This window comes from Streptomyces sp. NPDC058308 (assembly GCF_042880275.1).
In the GTDB taxonomy this organism is placed as follows: Bacteria; Actinomycetota; Actinomycetes; order Streptomycetales; family Streptomycetaceae; genus Streptomyces.
In genome coordinates this window covers 40,987-54,862 of sequence record NZ_JBHVZA010000028.1, presented here as the reverse complement: position 1 = coordinate 54,862, position 13,876 = coordinate 40,987, and the positions used below count along the sequence as shown (strand labels likewise).

Annotated in this window: 11 protein-coding genes and 1 pseudogene; 9 read left to right on the top strand and 3 right to left on the bottom strand. The window is 70.7% G+C overall.

Features of this window, described 5'->3' with window-relative positions; genetic code table 11:
- Positions 1-126: 126 nt before the first annotated feature.
- From ACFVYL_RS30510 to ACFVYL_RS30495, 4 genes and pseudogenes are all read left to right on the top strand, one after another.
- On the top strand, positions 127-1,686 hold the full coding sequence (locus tag ACFVYL_RS30510) for an ABC-F family ATP-binding cassette domain-containing protein (protein ID WP_389721678.1): 1,560 nt from the start codon (positions 127-129) through the stop codon (positions 1,684-1,686).
- A 34-nt stretch (positions 1,687-1,720) separates the two neighbouring features.
- Positions 1,721-2,380, top strand: a complete 660-nt coding sequence (locus ACFVYL_RS30505) for a histidine phosphatase family protein (RefSeq protein WP_389721619.1) — start codon at positions 1,721-1,723, stop codon at positions 2,378-2,380.
- Positions 2,381-2,392: 12 nt separating this feature from the next.
- A complete protein-coding gene (locus tag ACFVYL_RS30500) occupies positions 2,393-3,301 on the top strand; it encodes an ADP-ribosylglycohydrolase family protein (RefSeq protein ID WP_389721617.1) in 909 nt (302 codons plus the stop codon).
- Positions 3,302-3,606: 305 nt separating this feature from the next.
- Positions 3,607-3,807, top strand: a pseudogene (locus ACFVYL_RS30495) (DUF4153 domain-containing protein); the annotation flags it as partial.
- A gap of 263 nt (positions 3,808-4,070) precedes the next feature.
- On the opposite strand, the gene ACFVYL_RS30490 reads toward ACFVYL_RS30495, so the two are convergent.
- Positions 4,071-5,630: an MFS transporter gene (locus ACFVYL_RS30490; RefSeq protein WP_389721615.1), complete on the bottom strand. Its 1,560-nt coding sequence runs from the start codon at positions 5,628-5,630 to the stop codon at positions 4,071-4,073.
- Positions 5,631-5,764: 134 nt separating this feature from the next.
- Between ACFVYL_RS30490 and ACFVYL_RS30485 the strand changes: the two genes are divergently transcribed.
- The 3 genes from ACFVYL_RS30485 (at position 5,765) to ACFVYL_RS30475 (ending at position 7,937) form a co-directional block, all read left to right on the top strand.
- Positions 5,765-6,379 carry a TetR/AcrR family transcriptional regulator gene (locus ACFVYL_RS30485; RefSeq protein WP_389721613.1) on the top strand — a complete coding sequence of 205 codons (615 nt, stop codon included), beginning with the start codon at positions 5,765-5,767 and terminating at the stop codon, positions 6,377-6,379.
- A gap of 93 nt (positions 6,380-6,472) precedes the next feature.
- On the top strand, positions 6,473-7,174 hold the full coding sequence (locus ACFVYL_RS30480; protein WP_389721611.1) for a ribonuclease HII: 702 nt from the start codon (positions 6,473-6,475) through the stop codon (positions 7,172-7,174).
- Positions 7,175-7,253: 79 nt separating this feature from the next.
- Positions 7,254-7,937, top strand: coding sequence for a hypothetical protein (locus ACFVYL_RS30475; protein ID WP_389721609.1), 684 nt, complete (start codon positions 7,254-7,256; stop codon positions 7,935-7,937).
- Positions 7,938-8,148: 211 nt separating this feature from the next.
- Here the strand turns inward: ACFVYL_RS30475 and ACFVYL_RS30470 are convergent, their stop codons facing one another.
- Positions 8,149-8,787, bottom strand: a complete 639-nt coding sequence (locus ACFVYL_RS30470) for a hypothetical protein (protein WP_389721607.1) — start codon at positions 8,785-8,787, stop codon at positions 8,149-8,151.
- 289 nt (positions 8,788-9,076) lie between these two features.
- Here ACFVYL_RS30470 and ACFVYL_RS30465 point away from each other — a divergent pair, with 289 nt between their 5' ends.
- The gene (locus ACFVYL_RS30465) at positions 9,077-11,236 is read left to right on the top strand and encodes a RecQ family ATP-dependent DNA helicase (RefSeq protein WP_389721605.1); all 2,160 of its coding nucleotides are present in this window, start codon (positions 9,077-9,079) and stop codon (positions 11,234-11,236) included.
- Positions 11,237-11,335: 99 nt separating this feature from the next.
- Here ACFVYL_RS30465 and ACFVYL_RS30460 read toward each other — a convergent pair whose 3' ends face one another.
- Complete coding sequence (locus ACFVYL_RS30460) at positions 11,336-12,283, bottom strand: methionyl-tRNA formyltransferase (RefSeq protein ID WP_389721603.1); 948 nt, start codon at positions 12,281-12,283, stop codon at positions 11,336-11,338.
- A gap of 234 nt (positions 12,284-12,517) precedes the next feature.
- Here ACFVYL_RS30460 and ACFVYL_RS30455 point away from each other — a divergent pair, with 234 nt between their 5' ends.
- Entirely contained in the window at positions 12,518-13,873 is a 1,356-nt protein-coding gene (locus tag ACFVYL_RS30455) for a lysine N(6)-hydroxylase/L-ornithine N(5)-oxygenase family protein (RefSeq protein WP_389721601.1), read from the top strand.
- Positions 13,874-13,876: the final 3 nt, after the last annotated feature.

Here is a 13,876-nt window from a genome sequence, read left to right as displayed (position 1 = left end):
CTCGAGGGGCGTGCCACACTCGTCGTAACGCGACAACAGTTGCGTTTGATTGTGGGCGTGAAACCGGGGGTGACTGTGCCTACTCAGATTTCTCTGCATGGCGTGACCAAGACTCGTGGGGACCGGATGCTCTTCGACGGGGTGTCTCTGGCGATCCGTCCGGGCGAACGCATAGGGGTCGTGGGGGAGAACGGCGCGGGCAAGTCCACGCTGCTGCGCTTGATGTCCGGCGACGAGCGGCCCGATGAGGGCGAGGTGGTGACCGTCGCCGAGCAGGGGGCAGGGCTCCTTGCGCAGACGCCCCAACTGCCGGCGGACCGTCTCGTCGCGGACGCGATCGACGCCGCACTGGCCGAGCTGCGCGCGATGGAGAGGCAGTTGCGCAACCTCGAAGCGGGCCTCGGTTCCGCGACCGAGCGGGAGCTGAGCGCTTACGGCGACCTGCTCACGGCGTTCGAACTGCGGGGCGGCTACGAGGCGGACGCGCGTGTGGACAAAGCGATGCACGGACTGGGACTCGGTCACATCGGCCGGGACAGGGTCCTCGGCAGCCTGTCCGGAGGTGAACAGGCCCGGCTCGGCCTTGCCTGTCTCATCGCGGCAGCACCCGAGGTGATGCTTCTGGACGAGCCGACCAATCACCTGGACGAGAGCGCGCTGGACTGGCTGGAGAGTGTCCTGCCGACGCATCGCGGGACCGTGGTCGCGGTCTCTCATGACCGTACGTTCCTGGAGCGGGTCGCCACCGCCATTCTGGAAGTGGACGCCGATCGCCGGTCGGTGGTGCGGCACGGCGGTGGGTACCAAGGACTCATCGCGGAGCGGGCGGCCGCCCGGCAGCGCTGGGAGCAGGAGTACGCGCAGTGGTGCGAGGAGGCGAACCGTCTCCAGGAGTTCATGGAGACGACCGCTCACTCCGTCGCCGGTGGCCGCGGAATGAAGGACAACAACAAAATGGCTTACGACCGGGCCGGCGGACGCGTCCAGGCCTCGGTCTCGGGACGCGTGCGCAACGCGCAGGAGCGACTCCGCAGGCTGCGGGAACAACCCGTGCCGAAGCCTCCTGAACCGCTGGGCTTCGCGGCACGCCCCGTGGCGGGGGCGACCGAAGGGGCGCTGGTGACCCTGCGGGACGTGCGGGTGGGGGAGCGACTCGCCGTGGACGCGCTCACCGTCTCGGCCGGCGAACGCCTGCTGATCCACGGAGGCAACGGCGCGGGGAAGTCCACTCTGCTGCGGACCATGGCGGGCGTGCTCGAACCCGATGCGGGCACGGTCGTCCGCAGAGGCCGGATCGGCTACCTCGCCCAGGAAATACCGGTACGGCGTCCCGCCGAGCGTGTCCTCGAAGTGTTCGGCAAGGGCCTGGGGCTCGCCGAGGACGAGCAGCGGGAACTGCTCCTTTCGTACGGGCTGTTCCGACCCCGTGATCTGCACGTGCCGGTGGGGTCCCTGTCCGCGGGGCAGCACCGGAGGCTGGCTCTCGCGCGGTTGCTCGCCAGACCCGCAGACCTGCTCCTGCTCGATGAGCCCGCCAACCACTTGGCGCTCGGCCTGGTCGAGGAACTGGAAGCGGCCCTTGACCAGTGGACAGGTGCCCTGGTCGTGGTCTCGCACGACCGGTTGCTGCGCCGGCGCTTCACGGGCCGAATACGCCGGATGGAGGCCGGACGGCTACCCGACTGAGCGGCCCGCCGGAGACCCGATCTAGGGTTTCGGTATGGCACGCCCGCGGCGCATCCTCCTGGTCCGGCACGGCGAGTCGGCCGGCAACGCCGACGACACCGTGTACGAGCGCGAACCCGATCACGCGCTCGCGCTCACCGAGGCGGGGTGGTCGCAGGCGGCGGACAGGGGCAAGAACCTGAGAGAGCTGCTCGGCCGTGAACGGGTGAGCGTGTACGTCTCGCCGTACCGCCGTACCCACGAGACCCTCCAGGCCTTCCGGCTCGACCCTGAGCTGGTGCGCGTGCGCGAGGAACCGAGGCTGCGGGAGCAGGACTGGGGGAACTGGCAGGACAGGGACGACGTGCGCCTGCAGAAGGCATACCGCGACGCGTACGGACATTTCTTCTACCGCTTCGCGCAAGGGGAGTCGGGGGCCGACGTCTACGACCGGGTGGGGTCCTTCCTGGAAAGCCTCTACCGGAGCTTCGAGGCGCCGGACCATCCGCCGAACGTCCTGCTGGTGACCCACGGACTGACCATGCGGTTGTTCTGTATGCGCTGGTTCCACTGGTCGGTGGCCGAGTTCGAGTCGCTGTCCAATCCGGGCAACGGCGAGATGAGGATGCTGGTGCTCGGCGAGGACGGCAAGTACACGCTGGACCGGCCGTTCGAACGCTGGCGGGAACCCGAGCCGTACGGTGTCACCGGATAGAGTGGCAGGGCGATGACCGCTGACTCCTCTCCCGACCGGCGCCTCGAGCGCGCCCTGGCCAGCCTGCGCGGGCTGGCGGTGGGGGATGCGCTGGGCTCCCAGTTCTTCGTGCCCGCGCACTACCCACTGCTCAAGCGCCGACAGCTGCCCGACGCCCCCTGGCAGTGGACCGACGACACGGAAATGGCCTGCTCCGTGCTGGCCGTCCTCACCAAGCACCGCAGGATCGACCAGGACGCACTCGCCCGGTCGTTCGCCGAGCACCATGACTTCGACCGTGGCTACGGGCCTGCTGTGAACCGGCTGCTCAGGCAGGTTCGGGAGGGCGACGACTGGCGAGAGCTGGCCTCCGCGCTCTTCAAGGGGCAGGGGTCCTGGGGGAACGGCGCCGCCATGCGGATCGCTCCCCTCGGGGCTTGGTACGCGGACGACCCGGAGCAGGCGACGCACCAGGCGGAGATCTCCGCGTACCCCACCCATCAGCACCGTGAGGCAGTGGTGGGGGCCATGGCGGTGGCGGCGGCCGCAGCGCTCGTGGCCGATCCCGCGGGGCCGCCGACGCCACAGAAGCTGCTCGACGGCGTCATCGAGCTGGTGCCGCGCAGCGCGGTGGGCGCGGGCCTGCGCCGGGCGCGGGACATGCTCGACTACGGCGACCCCGGGACGGTCGCGGCGGTTCTGGGATGCGGTCGGCGTACGACGGCTCATGACACGGTGCCGTTCGCGTTGTGGTCCGCGGCTCGTGGGCTCGGGGCGTACGAGCGGGCCATATGGGATACCGCGCAGGTAGGCGGGGACATGGACACGACCTGCGCCATCGTGGGCGGCGTGGTGGCGTCCGGCGAGGGAGGTGCGCCTCCCGCGGAGTGGCTCGAGCGCACGGAGGCGTTGCCCGACTGGGTGCCTTGCGGCGTGGTCTGAAGCGCGAGCTGTTTCGGAGGGCTCGCGGAGGGCCGCGCGGCTCGCGGGGCCCTAAAGCTCCGTGTCCCGGACTCCCGACGTACCGGGCGCGTGATGCCTCGGGCCCTCAGCACCCCGGGTTCTCGGCACTATCTCGGGCTCCCGCCCCGGGTCCCCCAATACCCGGAGGTGCCCACCGCCCGAGGAGGCTCACTGTGCCGGAGGAGGTCCACTGCCATGGTCATGACACAAGCCGATGTCGGCCGGGGCTGAGAGTGAGGGGTCCGGCTACGCTGGGACGGGCTGGTGGTGAAGCCGGGCCGGGCCTCACATTGCTGGTCATCGTGTTCGCCCAGCGCTGGGCTCCTCCGCGACGGGGCCCGGGATCGCACGCTGGTGCGCGGGGTGCTCGGCACTTTCTGTGCGATGACTCTCGTTGTGGTGGGTCGGCGGTGCGGTGCATGGACCTGTACGTGAAGGTGTACGGACTGACCGGGCTGCGGGTCTCGGTTGGCGCCGTGGAGCTCGGCACCGAGCGCGGTCCGTGGTACGCGACCAGCCTGGGGGAGTCGCGGGCGCGGCGGATCTTCGCGGTGCGCCCGCTCTCGCCACAACCCGTGGGGGCCACGGTCCGTGGCGAGAGCGGAGTCGACCCGTACTCCTCGTGCCGATGACACGACACCTCGTACCGACGACGCCGGACCTCGTGGCGAGGGCGCCAGGCCTCGTACGGACGGCACCGGCACCGGCTGCCCTGCATGATGCAGCGGGTGTGCGGGGCGTCGGCCGGTCAGCCGGCCGAAGGGCCCGCCGCGCTCGCCGTGCCGGCCAGCGCGTCCAGGTCGCTCTTGCGTACGCGGATCACCAGCGCGGCGGTGGCCAGGGCGAGGACGGCCATGGCGACGGCCGGTATGAAGGCGGTCGAGATGCCCTCGGACAGCACCTCGTGGCTCCAGGGCGCGGGGAGCTGGTGGGTCTTGGCGAACTCGGCCTTCTGTTCCGGTGTGGCGTGGGCCATGAAGTCCGTCATCTGTTCCTTGCCCTCCTCGCGGCTGGCCGTGCCGAAGACCGTGGTGAGGATGGAGAGGCCGAGCGAACCGCCCACCTGCTGCGTGGTGTTGAGCAGGCCGGATGCCGCGCCCGCTTCGTGGAGGGCCACTCCGGAGACCGCCGTCAGCGTCAGCGTCACGAAGTTCAGCCCCATGCCGAAGCCGAAGAGGAGCATCGGGCCGAGCACTCCGCCGAGGTACGAACTGTCCGGGCCGAGCAGCGTCTGCCAGCCGAGGCCGAGGGCGACGATGACCGAGCCCGTCACCATGAACGGCTTGGGGCCGAGCACGGGGAGGAACTTCTGCGACAGCCCCGCGCCGACCGCGATGACGACGGTGACCGGCAGGAAGGCCAGGCCGGCCTCGATCGGCGTGTAGTTCAGGATGTTCTGGACGAAGAGAACGATGAAGAAGAACATGCCGAACATCGCGGCGGCCAGGCTGAGCATGATCACGTACGTGCCCGAGCGGTTGCGGTCGGCGAACATCCGCAGTGGAGTGATCGGTTCCTTTGCCCGCTTCTCCACGAACACGAAGGCTGCAAGCAGGACGACCGCAGCGCCGAAGGACCCCAGCGTGATGCCGTCGCGCCAGCCCTCCTCGGCGGAGCGGATGAAGCCGTAGACCAGGGAGGCCATGCCGAGGGTGGACGTCAGTGCGCCCATGATGTCGAAGCGGCCGGGGTGGCGTTCGGATTCGTTGATGTAGAGCGGGGTCAGGACGGCGATCAGGACGCCGATCGGCACGTTCACGAAGAGGACCCAGCGCCAGTCGAGCCACTCGGTGAGCATGCCGCCCGCCAGCAGGCCGATGGCGCCGCCACCTGCGGAGACGGCGGCGAAAACACCGAAGGCACGGTTCCGTGCGGGGCCTTCGGGGAAGGTCGTCGTGATGAGTGCCAGCGAGGTCGGCGAGGCTATCGCGCCGCCGACGCCCTGCAGGGCCCTCGCGGCCAGCAACTGCCAGGGTTCCTGGGCGAATCCGCCGAGGAGCGAGGCGAGGGTGAAGAGGAGGATGCCGGTCAGGAAGACGCGACGGCGTCCCAGGATGTCCCCGGCGCGGCCGCCGAGGAGCAGCAGTCCGCCGAAGGTGAGGGTGTACGCGCTGACGACCCAAGTGAGGTCGGTCGTCGAGAAGTTCAGGGCCCCCTGGATGTGCGGAAGCGCGATGTTCACAATCGTCGCGTCGAGGACCACCATGAGTTGGCAGGCTGCGATGACGCTGAGTGCCAGGCCGGGGTGTCCCTCTCGGCGGGCGGCCCCGGGCTTGTGGTTTTTGGTCAGCTGAGAGGTCGTCGTCATGATCCCCCGCAAGTTCCTTAGTGAACGGTCCCGTTCACTGTTCACTACGACGGTAGTGACTCCACTTGAGTGAACGCAAGCGTTCACTCACCTTTGTTCCCGGACCCGCCTGCACGCCCAACGGAGAGAAACAGATGGCTACTTCGCGCTGGACGGCCGTTCCCGCCCGGACGTTTTCCCCGCGTCGCCGGGGGCCGGTCCTGGAGCGGGCGATCCTCGATGCCGCCCTTGATCAGCTCAGCACGGTCGGCTGGAGCGGGCTGACGATGGAGGGGGTGGCCGCGGGCGCGCAGACCGGCAAGGCCGCCGTGTACCGCCGCTGGCCGTCCAAGGAGGACCTCGTCGTGCAGGCGCTGCGGGACGGCCTGCCGCGCCTGGACGGCGTCCCGGATCTCGGCGGCGTCCGGGAGGATCTGTTGCAGCTGTGCAGACAGATGCGGGTGACGATGTTCTCGCGCCCCGGGTTCGCCCTGCGCGCGGTGCTTCACGAGTGCGACGCGACGACGGCCGAGCGCTTCCACGAGGTGATCTTCGAGGGCGTCATCGAGCCGAGCGTGAAACTGATCAAGGAGGTCCTGCGCCGCGGGATCGAGCGCGGAGAGGTCCGTTCCGGTGGGACGGAGGCCTTTGTGTGCGATGTGATTCCGGCGATGTTCATGTACCGCACGAAGGTGTGCGGGAGCGAATGGCGGGACGAGGAATTCGAGGCGCTCATCGACCAGGTGATGGTCCCGCTGCTGCGTCCGTGAGGGGCAGCGCCGGGTCGGTATCCGGGCCGGTGAGCCGTCACGGGGTGCCTGGGTGTCGCGGGCCGTCCCGGGCGGCGTAGGCTGATGAGCGCCATGCCGTACGAAGCACCCACCCACACCGTCGAGCGCTCCCTGCGCGCCACCACCGGAGCGAAGATCGTCGCCGGTGTCGACGAGGTCGGGCGCGGCGCGTGGGCGGGACCGGTCACCGTATGCGCGGCGATCACGGGACTGCGCAGGCCGCCCGAAGGGCTCACCGACTCCAAGCTGATCAGCCCCAAGCGGCGCACCGCGCTCGCGCTGGAGCTGGAGGGCTGGGTCACGGCACACGCCCTCGGCCACTCCTCGCACGAGGAGATCGACGAACTGGGGATGACGGCCGCGCTGCGGCTCGCCGCGGTGCGTGCTCTGGAGGGGCTGCCGGTCCGTCCGGACGCGGTCATCCTCGACGGGAAGCACAACTACCTCGGCGCTCCCTGGCAGGTTCGTACGGTGATCAAGGGGGACCAGTCCTGTGTGGCCGTCGCCGCGGCTTCCGTGATCGCGAAAGTGCGGCGCGACAAAATGATGGCCGAACTGGGCATCGAACATGCAGACTTCGGTTTTGCGGCCAACGCCGGTTATCCGTCGCCGGTGCACAAGGCCGCGCTGGCGGAGCGGGGGCCCACCCCGTACCACCGGCTCACGTGGGCGTATCTTGATGCGCTGCCCCAGTGGCGGCACCTCAAGAAGGCCCGCAGCTGGGCGGACGGAAATGTTCCGGAAATCGAGGGTCAGCTCGGCTTTGAGTTCTGACGCTTTTCCGGCACTTCCGATCGCACTCATGTGCCACCCGCCGACGCGCGTCGCATCGGCGTTTGATAGACAACACTTCATGCCTCTCATTCCCGAGGAGCCTCAGATTCACGAGAGTGCCCAGGGTCCCCGCGCCACGCAGGCCAGTGGCCGCACCGCGCCGACCCCCCGCCCCGTACCCGGCCCGCGTCCCGCGGCTCCGCCGCGCCCCGGCCGTCCGGGTCCTGCCCGGCCGATGCCGCCCGCGCAGCGAACGCCGCACGATGCGGCAGCCAAGCCCGGGCCGTCCGCCCCGGCTGCCCCCGGCCCCTCCGCCGCGGCCCCCGCTCCTTCCGGAGCGGCCGTCGGTGGAGCCACCGCCACGGTGGCCCCGGTTCCGCAGATCCAGCTCATCCCGGCTTCGGCCGAGGGCGCGCTGGACGCGGCCGAGGAGGCCGTCGACCTCCTTCTCGACACCGGGCGTGCCCCGGGTGACGTCCTGGTGATCACCACCGGCGACCCCCACCCGTGGGCCACGCACGAGCTGTCCTTCGGTGAGACCGCCTACTGGGCCCAGCACGACGCGGGCGACGACGTCTTCTATGCCGACGCCGCCGCGCTGACCCGTGCCTCGGCCCGGCCCGTGGTCGTCGTCGCCGTCAACGGCGGCGACGAAGCGACCGCGGTCGCGGCCCTGCCGACGGCGCTCACCCGCGCGAGCACCCTGCTGATCGTCTGCGGTGACCCGCAGCGCATCAACTCGATGCTGGGCGCGGGCGTCTGACACCGTCAGTCCGGCAGTCGGCGGCGTCCGGCGCCGACCGTGCGGTGGTGCCGTGAGGCATCGACCGTGCGGTGGTGCCGCGCGGCCCGGGCCGTGCGGTAGTGCCCTGAGGCACCCGGCTGCGCGGAAGCACGGTGCGGGGGCCGGCGGCGTGTGCCGTGCGCGTACCGTGTGTGCGCGTACGGCCCCGTACGAGCAGCTGTAGCGGCGATCAGCGTGCCGCCGCGCGGCGCAGTACGTCGGAGGCGGCGCCTCCGGTGCGGGGCGCCGGAGGATCGGTCCCGGCGAAGGCCTCGGGCGATGCGCCGGCGTTCGGCCGACGGCCGCCGCGGCCCTCGCCGAGCACGTGCCAGCCGTCGCGCGTCAGTGTGATGTACGCGCCGCAGCGCAACCCGTGCAGGGTGCAGGCGTCCCGCAGGCCCCACATCCAGGCCCCGTCCTCCTGCGTCCAACGGGCGTCCCCGGCACGGCAGTAGAGCAGTACGGCGGTGCGCACCGGAGTGCGGCGGCGCAGGTCGTGCGGGATGATCCGGCGCAACTGCGCGAGCAGCGCGTTGCGCAGGACCCAGCCGTCCGTCGGGGTCGTCCGCCCGCTGAACGAGGCGCTCGCCCGCAGCCGTCCGTCCGGATCCAGCACGGCCACGACCGCCGTCGCGGGGGCCGGCCGGTGGCGCGTGTGCAGGTCGCTGACGACCTCACGAGGGTTGCGCAGCAGGGGAATTCCCGCGGCCGACCACTCGGCGGGCTCCAGCGTCCGGGCCAGCCGGTGGGCGGAGTCGGCGGACAGCTCGACGGATGCCGGGGGCTCCGGCACCGGCGCCGCGGCGGACGTGGCGGATCCGAAGGTCACGGTCCTCCCTTCGGCTGTACGCCCCTGGAGGGCGTGGTCGGACTGGGGGAGCGCACCGCGGCAGGGCCCTGCCGGTTCACGGGGAGCCCACGGGCCGGAGTCAATTCTTCCCGTCGTGGTCGCTCGCGGCAATGCGCCGGGGGCGATGCGCACCGCGGTCCCGGAGTAAACGATGCACTGTCCATATTCCTGCCCCGGCCGTTGACCTCCGACGCTTGCGTCCGGCCGTGGCGGATTGGCGGCCGTGGCGGATTGGGCGATTGTCAGTGGCATCGGGTTGCATGGGGGCATGGACAACCTGGAGCTCCGCACCGAAGCCGACGCCATCCTCGCCGAGCTCGTCGGTGACCCGGGGGGTTCGGCGCGGCTGCGCGAGGACCAGTGGCAGGCGGTGGCGGCGCTGGTCGAGGAGCGGCGGCGCGCCCTGGTGGTGCAGCGCACCGGCTGGGGCAAGTCGGCGGTGTACTTCGTGGCCACCGCCCTGCTGCGGCGGCGCGGCGCGGGGCCCACGGTGATCATCTCCCCGCTGCTGGCCCTGATGCGCAACCAGGTCGAGTCGGCGGCCCGCGCCGGAATCCAGGCCCGCACCATCAACTCGGCCAACCCGGAGGAGTGGGACGCCATCTACGGCGAGGTCGAGCGCGGCGAGACCGACGTCCTCCTCGTCAGCCCCGAGCGGCTCAATTCCGTGGACTTCCGCGATCAGGTGCTGCCCAAGCTCGCGGCCACGACCGGACTCCTCGTGGTGGACGAGGCGCACTGCATCTCCGACTGGGGGCACGACTTCCGGCCGGACTACCGGCGGTTGCGGGCGATGCTGACCGAGCTTCCGGCCGGTGTGCCGGTCCTCGCCACCACCGCGACGGCGAACGCACGGGTCACCGCGGACGTCGCCGAGCAGCTGGGCACCGGCGCGGGCGAGGCCCTCGTGCTGCGCGGCCCCCTGGACAGGGAGAGCCTGCGGCTCGGCGCGGTCCGGCTGCCGGACGCCGCGCACCGGCTGGCCTGGCTCGCCGAGCACCTGGACGAGCTCCAGGGTTCCGGCATCATCTACGCCCTGACCGTCGCCGCGGCCGAGGAGGCCACCGCCTTCCTGCGGCAGCGCGGTTTCACGGTGGCCTCCTACACGGGGCGCACGGAGAACGCCGACCGGCTGCAGGCCGAGACCGATCTGCAGGAGAACCGCGTCAAGGCGCTGGTCGCCACGTCGGCGCTCGGCATGGGCTTCGACAAGCCGGACCTGGGCTTCGTGGTCCACCTCGGTTCGCCGTCCTCGCCGATCGCGTACTACCAGCAGGTGGGCCGTGCGGGCCGCGGCGTGGAGCACGCCGACGTGCTGCTGCTTCCGGGCAAGGAGGACGAGGCGATCTGGCGGTACTTCGCGGACACCGCGTTCCCGCCCGAGGCGCTGGTCCGCCAGACGCTCACGGCCCTCGCCGACGCGGGCCGGCCGCTCTCCGTACCGGCCCTTGAGGCCCTCGTCGAGCTCCGCCGCACCCGCCTTGAGACCATGCTCAAGGTGCTCGACGTGGACGGCGCGGTCAAGCGGGTCAAGGGCGGCTGGATCTCCACCGGCCGGCCGTGGGAGTACGACGCCGAGCGGTACGCCTGGGTGGCCAAGCAGCGGCAGGCGGAGCAGCAGGCCATGCGGGACTACGTGAGCACCACCCAGTGCCGGATGGAGTTCCTGCGGCGGCAACTGGACGACGAGGGTGCGGTCCCGTGCGGCCGCTGCGACAACTGCGCGGGTGCCTGGACCGATTCCACCGTCTCCACGGAGGCGCTCACGGGCGCGACGAAGGAACTGGACCGTCCCGGGGCGGAGATCGAGCCGCGCCGCATGTGGCCCACCGGCATGCCCGCGCTCGGCGTGGACCTCAAAGGCCGCATCCCGGCCAAGGAGCAGTGCTCCACCGGGCGCGCCCTGGGGCGTCTCTCGGACATCGGCTGGGGCAACCGGCTCCGTCCGCTCCTTGCGGAGAACGCGCCGGACGGGCCGGTCCCCGACGACGTGCTGCGGGCCGCGGTGGCGGTCCTCGCCGACTGGGCGCGCTCGCCGGGGGGCTGGGCGCCGGGCGTCCCGGACGCCTCGGCCCGTCCGGTGGGAGTCGTCGCCCTGCCGTCGCAGACCCGCCCGCAGCTGGTGGGCTCCCTCGCCGAGGGGATCGCGACCGTCGGCCGCCTCCCGTTGCTCGGCACCCTGGCGTACACCGGGCCGGACGGCGCGCACGCGGCGCGCCGCAGCAACTCCGCCCAGCGCCTTCGGGCGTTGTCGGGTGCCTTCGCCGTCCCCGACGATCTGGCCGCGGCGCTGGCCGGGTCGCCGGGTCCCGTCCTGCTCGTGGACGACTTCACCGACTCGGGGTGGACCCTCGCGGTCGCCGCCCGGCTGCTGCGCAGGGCGGGCAGCGATCAGGTCCTGCCCCTGGTCCTCGCCGCGGCGGGCTGAGAGCCTGTCTTTGAACCCCCGTCGTTCGCGCGCTGCGCAGGCGGGGGTTCAAAGACAGGCTCTGAGGGCCTGTGTCACGTCCCCGGTCGGCGTCGGCGGTCAGGGGCGGCTGGTCAGGTAGCCGCCCATGGAGGTGAAGTACTCCGTGGCGGGCAACTCCCGGCCGTCCTCGGTCCGTACGCGTGTGATGGCCAGGCCGTGGTTGCGGCCGGTGCGGGCGTCGGCGCCCGCGACGATCACCACGCCCTCGCCCTCGCGGTAGAAGATGCGGCCGGGCGTGCCGCCGTAGCGCCCCTCGGACACGAACGCGGTGACGACCTCCAGACGCTTGCCCTTGTGGAAGCAGAACGCGCTGGGGTACGGCGCGGACTGGGCGCGGACCAGGCGTTCGAGGTCCTCCGCCGGCCAGGTCCAGTCGATGCGGATGTCCTCGGCGGAGCGCTTGTGGAAGAAGCTCGCCTGAGAGCGGTCCTGCTTGGTGAACTCCGTCTGGCCGGCGGCGATGAGGTCGAGCGCGCCGATGGTGACCGGGGCGATGAGGTCCACGGTCTTGTGGAAGAGGTCGGTGGCGGTGTCCTTCGGACCGACCGCGACCGCCTCCTGCCGGACGATGTCGCCGGCGTCGAGCTCGCCGTCCATCATGTGCGCGGTGACGCCCACTTCGGACTCGCCGTTGATCATCGCCCAGATGATGGGGGAGAAGCCCGCGTACTTCGGCAGCAGCGAGTCGTGGACGTTCAGGGTGCCGTGGCGCGGCAGGTCGAAGATGCGCGGGGGGATCCACGTACGCCAGTTGTTGGCCACGATGATGTCCGCGTCGGCCGCCTTGAGGCGCTCGAACAGCTCCTCGTCGTCAGGGCGGTTGCGGATCAGCACGGGGACGCCGTGCTCCTCGGCGAGGTCGGCGACGGAGTCGCTCCAGATCTTCTCGTACGCGTGCTCGCTCTTGGGGTGCGTCACGACCATCACCACGTCGTGCTCGGAGTCCAGGAGGGCTTGCAGGGTGCGGTGCCCCCAGGTCTGGTAACCGAACATGACGACCCGCATGGGGTTCCTCCTCAGAGCAGGGAATAGCCGACGACAAGTAAAGCAAGCCTTACCTTATTAGGCAACGCGTTGTCTTTATGCCCCAGTTGAAAGGCGGCTCCACCCCGGCGGGTCGACAGCTCCGCCGGATTAGCTTAGGCTCACCTAAGTTCGGTGCGCTGCTGTGTCGACGTGCCCACTATCTGTACCTTCCCCCACGCCTGACAGGCGGCTTCCCCGCACGATGGGAGTGACATGTCACAGGTTCTTCCTGGCGACGCACCACTGGTCCACGACCTCATTGGCATCGGCTTCGGCCCGTCCAATGTGGCGATGGCGATCGCGCTCAGCGAGCACAACGCAAGCGTCGGCAGGCAGGAGACGGTCACCGCTCACTTCTTCGAGCAGCAGCCGCGCTTCGGCTGGCACCGCGGCATGCTGATCGACGACGCGACCATGCAGGTGTCCTTCCTCAAGGACCTGGTGACACAGCGGAACCCCACCAGTGAGTTCAGCTTCCTCTGCTACCTGAAGAGCAAGGGGCGCCTGACCGACTTCATCAACCACAAGAACCTCTTCCCGCTGCGGGTCGAGTTCCACGAGTACCTCGAGTGGGCCGCGGCCAAGGTCGACGACCAGGTCTCCTACGGCCACGAGGTCGTGGGCGTCACGCCGTTCGTACGCGACGGGATCGTGGAGTACCTGGACGTGACGGTCCGGTCGGCAGAGGGACTCGCGGTCCACCGCGCCCGCAACCTCGTCGTCGGCACCGGTCTGCGCCCCCTCTTGCCGGAGGGCGTCGAGCGAGGCGACCGCGTCTGGCACAACTCCGAACTGCTGACGAAGGTGGACGGGTTGGAGGGCACATCGCCCTCCCGGTTCGTCGTCGTGGGCGCCGGGCAGAGCGCCGCGGAGAACGTCGCGTACCTGCACCGCCGCTTCCCCGAGGCCGAGGTCTGCGCCGTCTTCTCCCGCTACGGCTACAGCCCCGCCGACGACAGCAGCTTCGCCAACCGGATCTTCGATCCCGAGGCGGTCGACGAGTACTTCGACGCGCCCGAGGACGTCAAGCGGCGGCTGATGGGCTACCACGGCAACACCAATTACTCCGTGGTGGACATCGACCTGATCGACGACCTCTACCGCGAGATGTACCGGGAGAAGGTCCTCGGCACCGAGCGGCTGCGCTTCCTCAACGTCTCCCGCCTCACCGGCGTCAAGGAGACGGACGACGGCGTGCGCGCCACCGTGAAGTCCCTCGTCACGGGGGAGGACGCCGATCTGGACGCCGACATCGTGGTGTTCGCCACCGGCTACAGCCCCGCCGACCCCGTCGGCCTCCTCGGCGACGTCGCCGACCGCTGCCTGCGCGACGACGAGGGCCGCGTGCGGGTCGAGCGCGACTACCGCATAGCGACCGACCCCGACCTGCGCTGCGGCATATACCTGCAGGGCGGCACGGAGCACACGCACGGCATCACGTCGTCGCTGCTTTCCAACATCGCGATCCGGGTCGGCGAGATCCTGGACTCGCTGCGCGCCCGCAGCACCGGGTCCGCCTCCGGCGAGGCACGGCCGGTGGCCGACGAGACCGGCAGCGCCGCCCGCTAGTAC

Bases quoted from the DNA above. Each gene is read 5' to 3' on its own strand.
- ACFVYL_RS30475 (WP_389721609.1), top strand. From the start codon at position 7,254: ATGCCTCTCATTCCCGAGGAGCCTCAGATTCACGAGAGTGCCCAGGGT.
- ACFVYL_RS30510 (WP_389721678.1), top strand. From the start codon at position 127: ATGCTCTTCGACGGGGTGTCTCTGGCGATCCGTCCGGGCGAACGCATA.
- ACFVYL_RS30460 (WP_389721603.1), bottom strand. From the start codon at position 12,283: ATGCGGGTCGTCATGTTCGGTTACCAGACCTGGGGGCACCGCACCCTG.
- ACFVYL_RS30480 (WP_389721611.1), top strand. From the start codon at position 6,473: ATGCCGTACGAAGCACCCACCCACACCGTCGAGCGCTCCCTGCGCGCC.
- ACFVYL_RS30485 (WP_389721613.1), top strand. From the start codon at position 5,765: ATGGCTACTTCGCGCTGGACGGCCGTTCCCGCCCGGACGTTTTCCCCG.
- ACFVYL_RS30490 (WP_389721615.1), bottom strand. From the start codon at position 5,630: ATGACGACGACCTCTCAGCTGACCAAAAACCACAAGCCCGGGGCCGCC.
- ACFVYL_RS30500 (WP_389721617.1), top strand. From the start codon at position 2,393: ATGACCGCTGACTCCTCTCCCGACCGGCGCCTCGAGCGCGCCCTGGCC.
- ACFVYL_RS30455 (WP_389721601.1), top strand. From the start codon at position 12,518: ATGTCACAGGTTCTTCCTGGCGACGCACCACTGGTCCACGACCTCATT.
- ACFVYL_RS30465 (WP_389721605.1), top strand. From the start codon at position 9,077: ATGGACAACCTGGAGCTCCGCACCGAAGCCGACGCCATCCTCGCCGAG.
- ACFVYL_RS30505 (WP_389721619.1), top strand. From the start codon at position 1,721: ATGGCACGCCCGCGGCGCATCCTCCTGGTCCGGCACGGCGAGTCGGCC.